Origin of the sequence: Polynucleobacter finlandensis, assembly GCF_018881755.1 — a bacterium.
GTDB lineage: Bacteria > Pseudomonadota > Gammaproteobacteria > Burkholderiales > Burkholderiaceae > Polynucleobacter > Polynucleobacter finlandensis.
The window spans coordinates 56,178-65,440 of record NZ_JACVPS010000015.1 but is presented as its reverse complement, the minus strand read 5'-3'; the positions used below and the strand labels follow the sequence as shown (position 1 = coordinate 65,440).

At 47.8% G+C, this 9,263-nt stretch carries 8 protein-coding genes; 3 read left to right on the top strand and 5 right to left on the bottom strand.

Translation table 11 applies throughout. From position 1 onward, the window contains the following. The first annotated feature begins 189 nt into the window (after nucleotides 1-189). From clpS to ICN49_RS10190, 3 genes are read left to right on the top strand one after another with little or no spacing between them, the layout of a single operon-like run. Nucleotides 190-546, top strand: coding sequence for an ATP-dependent Clp protease adapter ClpS (gene clpS, locus ICN49_RS10200; protein WP_216167965.1), 357 nt, complete (start codon nucleotides 190-192; stop codon nucleotides 544-546). After that, nucleotides 543-2,849 (top strand): ATP-dependent Clp protease ATP-binding subunit ClpA, encoded by a 2,307-nt coding sequence (clpA, locus tag ICN49_RS10195; protein WP_216167964.1) that lies wholly within the window; start codon nucleotides 543-545, stop codon nucleotides 2,847-2,849. The genes clpS and clpA overlap by 4 nt, the downstream gene beginning before the upstream one ends. A gap of 16 nt (nucleotides 2,850-2,865) precedes the next feature. After that, nucleotides 2,866-3,099, top strand: coding sequence for an Hc1-related histone H1-like protein (locus tag ICN49_RS10190; protein ID WP_216167963.1), 234 nt, complete (start codon nucleotides 2,866-2,868; stop codon nucleotides 3,097-3,099). 82 nt (nucleotides 3,100-3,181) lie between these two features. On the opposite strand, the gene dut is transcribed toward ICN49_RS10190, so the two are convergent. The 5 genes from dut to ICN49_RS10165 are packed head-to-tail and all read right to left on the bottom strand — an operon-like array spanning nucleotide 3,182 to nucleotide 9,227. Further along, nucleotides 3,182-3,631: a dUTP diphosphatase gene (gene dut, locus ICN49_RS10185; protein ID WP_216167962.1), complete on the bottom strand. Its 450-nt coding sequence runs from the start codon at nucleotides 3,629-3,631 to the stop codon at nucleotides 3,182-3,184. A 46-nt stretch (nucleotides 3,632-3,677) separates the two neighbouring features. Beyond that, nucleotides 3,678-4,889 (bottom strand): bifunctional phosphopantothenoylcysteine decarboxylase/phosphopantothenate--cysteine ligase CoaBC, encoded by a 1,212-nt coding sequence (gene coaBC / locus ICN49_RS10180; protein ID WP_216167961.1) that lies wholly within the window; start codon nucleotides 4,887-4,889, stop codon nucleotides 3,678-3,680. Between the two features lie 9 nt (nucleotides 4,890-4,898). Then, complete coding sequence (gene lspA, locus ICN49_RS10175; protein WP_216167960.1) at nucleotides 4,899-5,399, bottom strand: signal peptidase II; 501 nt, start codon at nucleotides 5,397-5,399, stop codon at nucleotides 4,899-4,901. Nucleotides 5,400-5,422: 23 nt separating this feature from the next. After that, nucleotides 5,423-8,302, bottom strand: a complete 2,880-nt coding sequence (gene ileS, locus ICN49_RS10170; protein WP_439650863.1) for an isoleucine--tRNA ligase — start codon at nucleotides 8,300-8,302, stop codon at nucleotides 5,423-5,425. Further along, nucleotides 8,277-9,227 (bottom strand): bifunctional riboflavin kinase/FAD synthetase, encoded by a 951-nt coding sequence (locus ICN49_RS10165; RefSeq protein ID WP_216167958.1) that lies wholly within the window; start codon nucleotides 9,225-9,227, stop codon nucleotides 8,277-8,279. The genes ileS and ICN49_RS10165 overlap by 26 nt, the downstream gene beginning before the upstream one ends. Nucleotides 9,228-9,263 lie beyond the last annotated feature (36 nt).

Here is a 9,263-nt window from a genome sequence, read left to right as displayed (position 1 = left end):
CCTCAAACGAAGCCTACCCCGTGATTGTTTGCCCTTTATGGTGGGGTGTCAAGGGGTTAAATACAGATAGTTAGTGGGAAATACCCCTTTTTTTATCGAAAAACGCCCCAATATGGGGTAAATAAGGCTTTATTTGTGATTTTTGCAACAAGCCTCCTGTAAATTGAAATACGAGTATCTGTGTTTAGAATGTTTCTCATGAGCCGCGCACCAAAAACCCCTACAGTTGGTAATCCCAACAACCCCAGTGTTGAAGACACCATCCTTCTCGAAAAGCAAGCCGAGAAGCTAAAGGCGCCTTCAATGTATAAAGTTTTATTAATGAATGATGACTACACTCCAATGGAGTTTGTTGTAATGGTCATACAGGAATATTTTAATAAGGATCATGAAACAGCAACCCGCATCATGTTGCAGGTTCATTTAGTAGGCAAAGGCATTTGTGGAGTATTTACCCATGATGTTGCGGCTACAAAAGTGCATCAAGTTATCGAGCTATCCCGCGAAGCGGGTCACCCACTACAGTGCACTATGGAGGAAGCATGATTGCCCAAGAATTAGAAGTTAGTTTGCATATGGCGTTTGTTGACGCAAGGGCTGCTCGACACGAATTTATTACGGTTGAACATTTGCTTGCATCACTACTAGATAACGCTACGGCGGTCGAGGTATTGAAAGCCTGCGCCGTCAATATTGCCGAGTTACGTGCACAGCTCAAGAATTTTATTAATGACAATACCCCAGTGGTTCCTGGTAATGATGAGGTTGATACACAGCCCACGCTTGGATTTCAGCGGGTAATTCAACGCGCCATCATGCATGTGCAATCGACATCAAATGGTAAGAAAGAAGTGACTGGCGCCAATGTATTGGTAGCCATCTTCGGTGAAAAAGATTCGCATGCAGTGTATTTCTTGCAACAGCAGGGGGTAACCCGCTTAGATGTGGTGAACTTTATTAGTCACGGTGTTCGCAAAGATCAGACTGAGCATGTGAAGCCTGCAGATCCTGCGCAAGAAACAGAAGAAGCAGCAACCACTGGTAAAGAAAGCCCGCTGGATCAATACACGCAGAACCTCAATGTGCTGGCTCGTCAGGGGAAGATCGATCCATTGATTGGTCGTGACAGTGAAGTCGAGCGAGTGATTCAAGTGCTGTGCCGTCGCCGTAAGAACAACCCTCTATTGGTAGGTGAGGCCGGTGTTGGTAAGACAGCTATCGCTGAAGGTCTTGCATGGAGAATCGTCAAGGGCGATGTTCCAGACATTCTGGCGGATGCTACGGTCTATTCGTTAGACATGGGCGCACTCTTGGCTGGCACAAAGTACCGCGGTGATTTTGAGCAACGCTTAAAGAGTGTTCTCAAGTCATTGAAAGATCATGCGCATGGCGTTTTGTTCATTGATGAAATCCATACTTTGATTGGTGCGGGCGCGGCATCTGGTGGGACCTTGGATGCCAGCAATTTGCTCAAACCTGCCTTATCAAATGGTCAGCTCAAATGTATTGGTGCTACCACCTTTACGGAATACCGTGGCATCTTTGAAAAAGACGCTGCACTGTCACGTCGCTTCCAGAAGGTCGATGTAGTCGAGCCAACCGTTGATCAAACAGTGCAAATCTTGCGCGGCTTGAAGTCTCGCTTTGAAGAACATCACAGTGTGAAGTATGCGGCTGCAGCCTTAGTCGCGGCTGCGGAACTTTCTGCTCGGTATATCAATGATCGCCATTTGCCAGATAAGGCAATTGATGTGATTGATGAGGCCGGAGCAGCGCAGCGCATTTTGCCGAAGTCCAAGCAGAAGAAAACCATTGGACGTCCAGAGATTGAAGAGATCGTGGCAAAGATTGCGCGCATACCACCCCAATCAGTCACTGTCGATGATCGAAGCAAGTTGCAAACCTTGGATCGCGATATCCGTAGCGTCGTGTTTGGTCAAGATCCAGCCATCGAGGCCTTAGCTAGCGCCATCAAGATGACGCGTGCTGGCCTTGGCAAGATTGATAGACCTATTGGCTCATTCCTATTTTCGGGCCCAACGGGCGTTGGGAAGACTGAGGTTGCTAAGCAACTCGCGTACATCTTAGGTATCGAACTATTGCGTTTTGATATGTCGGAGTACATGGAGCGTCATGCGGTGAGCCGATTGATTGGCGCGCCTCCTGGCTATGTAGGCTTTGATCAAGGCGGCCTCTTAACGGAAGCTGTGAATAAGAAGCCTCATTGTGTGCTCTTGCTTGATGAAATTGAAAAAGCCCATCCGGATATTTTCAATATCCTCTTGCAGGTCATGGATCACGGCACCTTAACGGATAACAACGGCCGCAAGACAGACTTCCGCAATGTCATCATCATCATGACTACCAATGCTGGTGCTGAAGCGATGCAGAAATCTACCATGGGCTTTACCAATGTTCGTGAGACTGGTGATGAAATGGCCGATATTAAGAAATTCTTTACGCCAGAGTTCCGTAACCGTTTAGATGCCATCGTCTCCTTTAAGGCACTAGATGAAACCATCATCATGCGGGTGGTTGATAAGTTCTTAATGCAACTAGAAGAGCAACTACATGAGAAGAAAGTAGACGCCACCTTTAGTCCAGCATTACGAGCACACTTAGCCAAGCATGGTTTTGATCCATTGATGGGTGCAAGACCAATGCAGCGGATTATTCAAGATACGGTTCGTAAAGCGCTGGCTGATGAATTGCTCTTTGGCAAGTTAGCTCAAGGCGGACATGTTGCGGTAGATGTGGATGCTGAGGGCAAAGTGCTGTTGGATTTTGATGCACCAGTGGCACCGAGAAAAGCACTGAAGGCTGACGTAGCGCCTGCAGAAGAAATTTAATACATAAGGAAAATATATGTCCCATCACGATAAATTACTGGATGCTTTTGAAGCCTACAAAGCTGAAAATGAAAAGTTTCAAGGAAAGGGTATTAAAGCCTCAGCTGCGCGTGCTCGTAAAGCGCTGCAAGAGATCGCTGGTTCTTGCAAAGAGCGTCGCAAAGAAATTACTGCTGAAAAAGAATCTCGTGAAGGCAAGGGCGCTGGTATGTCGCAAGATGCCGCTCGGCATGCGCATATTCGGAAGTAATCGTTCTTTGAATAAACAAAAAGCCACCTTCGAGTGGCTTTTTGTTGCCTGAGGATGTTTACGACCGTTGTTGATTCATGCTTTAGGCTCTGCCAGTACTTCCAAAGCCTCCAGCCCCACGACTGCTTTCAGTGAACTCTTCAACCACTTTGAGTTGCACTTGTAGAACCGGCATGACTACTAACTGAGCTAGGCGCTCCATTGGCTCTAGTTTGAATGGAGTGGATCCACGATTCCAGGTGCTCACCATCAGCTGACCTTGGTAATCCGAATCAATCAAACCCACTAAGTTGCCAAGGACGATGCCATGTTTATGACCAAGGCCTGAGCGGGGCAGAATAAAGGCTGCGTAGCGTGGGTCTTCTACAAAGATTGCTAGGCCGGTGGGCACTAGTATGGTTTGTCCAGGCGCAATCTCAATGGTTTCATCAATGCAGGCACGCAGATCTAAGCCAGCGCTGCCAGGCGTTCCGTAGGCGGGCAGCTGATCACGCATACGTTCATCGAGAATTTTGACTTGAAGGGATTGCATGGGATTTCCTAAAACTGGGAATGTAAATAAAAGAAACGAATCAGATTTAAATCTTCTTGGCGACCAACTGAATGAGTTGACGGGCAAGTTGGAGTTTTTCTGCTTTCGCTATTTTCTTGCTGCCGCTCTCATCAATGATGAGTAGCTGATTGAGGTCGCTGCCAAAGGTGTCAGGGCCAATATTGCCAACTACCATTGGGATGCCTTTGCGTTTACGTTTTTCATTGGCATGTTTTTCAAGATCAGTCGATTCAGCTGCAAAGCCAACGCAGTATGGGTATGACTTGCCAGCTGTGGTCTTTACAGTTTTTGCCACATCCAGAAGAATGTCTGGGTTGGCAATAAATTCAAGGTTTGGCGCTCGTTTGCCTTGGCGCTTAATCTTTTCTTTAGCGGGTTTGGCAATGCCCCAGTCAGCCACTGCTGCAACAGCAAAGAAAATATCGCAATCGGTAGCGCTCATCGTGGCAGCATGCATTTCTTTTGCACTCATGACATTGGTACGGGTAATCATTCCAGTTGCGTCTAAAGGCGTTTCGAGATCGCAGGGGCCCGCAACCAAATATACTTGTGCGCCGGCCTCAACAGCTGCTCTCGCAATCGCAAAGCCCATCTTGCCAGAGCTACGATTGGTAATGCCGCGCACAGGATCGATTGCTTCGAAAGTCGGTCCTGCTGTAATTAATACTTTTTTACCAGCTAATGGTTTCTTCTGAAAAAAAGCAATCAATTGATCTGTGATTTCTGCTGGCTCGAGCATTCTGCCCATACCAACCTCGCCGCAGGCTTGAGCACCGCTAGCAGGACCCAGCAATGCAACCTTATCTTGTGTGAGTCGTGTCACACTTCTTTGTGTGGCCGCATGTTCCCACATCTGTTTATTCATCGCGGGCGCTAACAGGAGTGGGCAGTCTCTTGCGAGGCAAAGCGTAGTCAATAAATCATCTGCCAGACCGAGAGAAAGTTTTGCCATCAGATCTGCGCTGGCAGGAGCAATCAGAATCGCATCTGCAGCTCTGGATAACTCGATGTGCGCCATATTATTGGCAACACTGCTATCCCATTGGCTCGTGAAAACCGGGTTTCCAGTGAGAGCTTGCATCGTCACTGGCGTCACAAACTGTTGTGCTGCCTCGGTCATCACCACTTGCACGGATGCGCCTTCTTGCATTAAGAGGCGAGCGAGCTCTGCGGACTTATAGGCCGCAATGCCGCCGGAGATTCCGAGAACGATTTTTTTGTTCAAAAGTGATTGCATGGCGTCAGCTTAATGGGATTGAGGGGATTTGCCAAATGACTTACGTAATTCACTAAAAACAATGAGCGTAGCGCCTATGCAGATCGCGCTATCGGCAATATTGAAGGCTGGCCAGTGCCAGTTGCCGTAATGTAGATCGATAAAATCCACGACCGCTCCATACATGATGCGATCCAGAACATTACCAAGGGCACCGCCCAAAATAAGGCTAAGGGCCCACGAGAGCATTTTGTCAGACTGGTTTTTGCGGAGCAGCCAAAGGATATAGAGGGAGGCTGCCAAACCAAGAATGGTGAAGAACCAACGTTGCCAACCAGAGCTCTGCGCCAGAAAAGAAAACGCTGCCCCTGGATTGAATAGGAGTAACCAATTCATAAAAGGCAACACTTCTTCCGGAATGCCCAGCTTGAGATTGCTTAGTGCAGACCATTTGCTAAGCTGGTCCAGCAGTAGTACCAATGTGGCTATTGCTAGGGAACGCAGTAATGGTAGATTCTGAGCTTTATTCATCAAGAGGTTTATTGATTGAGTTTTTATGCAAACAAACGGTGTTCGCCGCTACCAAACAGATTGATGATGCAGCGACCGCACAACTCTGGATGTTCAGCATTACTACCGACATCCTCGGTGTGATGCCAACAGCGACCACATTTTTTGTATTGGCTGCTTCGAACTAGAACCTCTAAACCACCGTTACTTAACTCAATGTTCGCGCTAGAGGTGATCGTGACAAAGCGTAAGTCATCTTCCAGTGAATGGAGGATTGCAAAGTCAATATCACTCACTTTAATAGTCAGTTCAGCCTGGAGTGATGAGCCGACATTGCCAGCCTCACGCTCAATCTCAATGGCCTTGGTCACTTCAGAGCGAATCTCACGGATGCGATTCCACTTAGCAAGTAATTCAACTGCTTGGGCAATTTCTGGGAAGGCGCCGAATTCTTCCATGAAGATCGATTCTTGTACTTTCTCACCAGACCCATGTGGAAGTGACTGCCATGCTTCTTCTGCCGTAAAGGAGAGGAAGGGAGCTAGCCACTTGAGCAGATTGCGAGTGATATGAAAGAGAGCATTCTGTGCGGCACGACGATCTGCTGAGTCTGGAGCGCTGGTATACAGGCGATCTTTGAGGATGTCTAAATAAAAGCCACCCAAATCTTCAGAGCAGAAGCTCAGCATGCGTGACACTGCTGGTTGAAACTCATAAGCTTTGTAATGGGCTTGCACATCGGTTTGCAGTTGATTTGCTAAAGCGACAGCGTAGCGATCGATTTCTAGCCATTGATCTGCGGGCATGGCATGCTTGCTTGGATCAAAGTCAGAAAGGTTGGCCAATAAGAAACGCAAGGTATTGCGAATACGGCGATAACTTTCGGTAACCCGTTTAAGAATCTCATCGGAGATGGTCATCTCACCCGAGTAATCAGTTGAAGCAACCCACAGGCGAATAATCTCTGCGCCTAGTTTGTCGGCAACCTGTTGTGGCGCAATCACATTACCCACAGACTTACTCATCTTGCGGCCTTGACCATCGACAGTAAAGCCGTGCGTTAAGAGCGCTTTATAAGGTGGCTTGCCATCAAGCATGGCGCCAGTTAATAGGGAGGAGTGGAACCAGCCGCGATGCTGGTCAGAACCTTCCAGGTATAGATCTGCAAAACGACCGTTTGGAGTTTGTGCTTCAGCAGTCAAGAGCTCATTGCGATGCGAACCGCGAATGACATGCCAATGAGTGGTGCCAGAGTCGAACCAAACGTCTAAGGTATCGCGATTTTTTTCATATTGGCCTGCTTCGGCACCGAGCAGTTCTGCAACTTCTAATTTTTGCCACGCCTCGATACCGTCTTTCTCAACACGCTTGGCAATTTCTTCCAGTAACTCAACAGTGCGTGGATGTGGCTCGCCACTTTCCTTGTGAACAAAGAAAGCCATCGGGACGCCCCATTGACGTTGACGTGACAAGGTCCAGTCAGGACGATTGGCAATCATGCTGTGCAAACGCTGCTTACCCCAAGCTGGGAAGAACTCGGTGTTCTCAATGCCTGCTAAGGCAGTTTCGCGCAGGCTTGGATTGCCATCAGATGGCTTCTTATCCATGCTCGCAAACCACTGTGAGGTAGCGCGATAAATAATCGGTGACTTGTGGCGCCAGCAATGCATATACGAGTGGGTATACGTTTTATCTCTGAGCAGGCTGCCAGCTTCACGCATGGCTTCCACAATCTTCGGATTGGCTTTCCAGATGTACTCATTGGCAAAGAGCGGCAACCAAGATGCGTAGACACCATTACCCATGACTGGATTCAGAATATCCTTATCAGCTAGTTGATGCGCCTTGCAGGACTTAAAATCCTCCTCGCCATAGGCTGGAGCGGAGTGAACAATACCGGTACCAGTATCCAATGTCACATACTCGGCTGTGTAGATAGGCGAGAGGCGACGGTAGCCTTCATGCAGATTTGCCAATGGATGCCAGAAAGAAATATTTTCTAATGCACTACCCAAGCAAGTCGCAATCACTTTACCTTCGAGACCGTAGTCTTGGAGGCAAGTCTCAACGCGATCTTGAGCGAGGATGAGAAGCTTGTCACCGGTATCCACTAATGCGTAAGTGAGCTCTGGATGAACATTCATTGCTTGGTTAGCAGGAATGGTCCAAGGCGTTGTGGTCCAAATCACAATCTGACCAGGCTTATTAGGAAGTTCGGATAGTCCAAATACTTTAGCAAGTTGAGGGCGTTGTGCATCATCGAATGCAAAGCCAACGTCAACAGTTGGATCGGTTTTGTCTTGGTATTCGACTTCAGCTTCGGCAAGTGCTGAGCCGCAATCAAAACACCAGTTCACTGGTTTTAAACCACGGAAGACATAACCCTTTTCCCAAATCTTGCCTAATGCACGAATCTCATCAGCTTCGTTACGGTAACTCATGGTGAGGTAAGGGTTATTCCAGTCGCCTAGAACGCCCAGACGCTCAAAGTCAATCTTTTGCTTATCTACCTGAACCTGCGCATAGGCTCGTGCTTTGGATTGAACTTCTGCAGTGGGTAAATTTTTACCAAACTGTTTTTCAATCTGAATCTCAATGGGCATGCCATGACAGTCCCAGCCAGGAACATATACGGAGTCGAAGCCCATGAGCCAACGGGACTTCACGATCATGTCTTTCAGAATCTTGTTAACAGCGTGGCCAATATGAATATCACCGTTCGCATAAGGAGGGCCATCATGCAAGATGAACTTCGGTTGATTGGCATGTGCTTCCCGAATCTTCTCGTACAGTTTATGTTTCTGCCATTGCGCGACCCATTGCGGTTCGCGTTTAGCAAGATCGCCCCGCATTGGGAAGGATGTATCTAGTAGGTTGACGGGATAAGTGTTTTCTTTTTCAGACATAGACTTTTTTCTGGAAATAATTTCTGGCGTGCTTTGCATCTGCTGCAATAGCTTGTGTAAGAGTGTCGAGGCTATCGTACTTTGCCTCATCACGAATTTTTTCTAAGAGTTCAACGGTAATAATTTTGCCGTAAACATCTTGTTGGTAATCAAAGATATGGGTCTCCAGTAGAACGCGACCTTCATCTTCTACAGTAGGCCTGACGCCAAGGCTAGCTACCGCTGGCAAAGGCTTATCCGTCAGGCCAATGACCTGGGCAGTGAAGATGCCACTGGTAGCAGGTTTGCGGTGATGCAAGTGATTAGCAACCGCTAGGTTCAATGTTGGAAAGCCAAGAGTGCGGCCAAGTTGTTGACCATGAATCACGTGCCCAGAAATTCCATAGTGACGACCAAGTAGTTTTTTGGCTTGGGTCATATCACCATTTGCAAGTGCAGTGCGTAATGCTGAACTAGAAATGCGCTCACCACTTTCATGAACGGTATGAATGCTAGAAACTTCGAAGCCATATTTTTCACCAGCTGCTTTGAGCGTTGCAAAATTACCAGCACGTTTTGCCCCGTAGCAAAAATCATCCCCAATCAAAATCCATTTTGCATTGAGACGTTTCATCAGAATGTCAGAAACAAATTCTTCGGGAGTGAGTGCGGCAAATGCGGAGTTGAAATGTTCTACGACGACACGATCAATGCCGATCTCTGCAAAGGCAGCTAACTTGTCCCGCAAATTGAGAATGCGCGGTGGCGCCTGTTCTGGGGAGAAGAATTCTTTAGGGTGGGGCTCAAACGTCATGACGCAACTGACCAAACCTTTTTCCTCGGCTCCCTTTTTAAGCTCTTCGAGCAGGGCGCGATGACCCCTGTGCACGCCATCGAAATTGCCGATGGTTAAGGCACAAGCTGGTCCTGCAGAAAACTGGGTGGGGCCACGGAATACGTTCACAAATCGCTTTCAGGGTAGCCTTGAATTATATTGTGG

Excerpts from the sequence above, each read along its gene's own strand:
- clpS (WP_216167965.1), top strand. The coding sequence starts at position 190 with ATGTTTCTCATGAGCCGCGCACCAAAAACCCCTACAGTTGGTAATCCC.
- clpA (WP_216167964.1), top strand. The coding sequence starts at position 543 with ATGATTGCCCAAGAATTAGAAGTTAGTTTGCATATGGCGTTTGTTGAC.
- dut (WP_216167962.1), bottom strand. The coding sequence starts at position 3,631 with ATGCAATCCCTTCAAGTCAAAATTCTCGATGAACGTATGCGTGATCAG.
- coaBC (WP_216167961.1), bottom strand. The coding sequence starts at position 4,889 with ATGCAATCACTTTTGAACAAAAAAATCGTTCTCGGAATCTCCGGCGGC.
- lspA (WP_216167960.1), bottom strand. The coding sequence starts at position 5,399 with ATGAATAAAGCTCAGAATCTACCATTACTGCGTTCCCTAGCAATAGCC.
- ICN49_RS10190 (WP_216167963.1), top strand. The coding sequence starts at position 2,866 with ATGTCCCATCACGATAAATTACTGGATGCTTTTGAAGCCTACAAAGCT.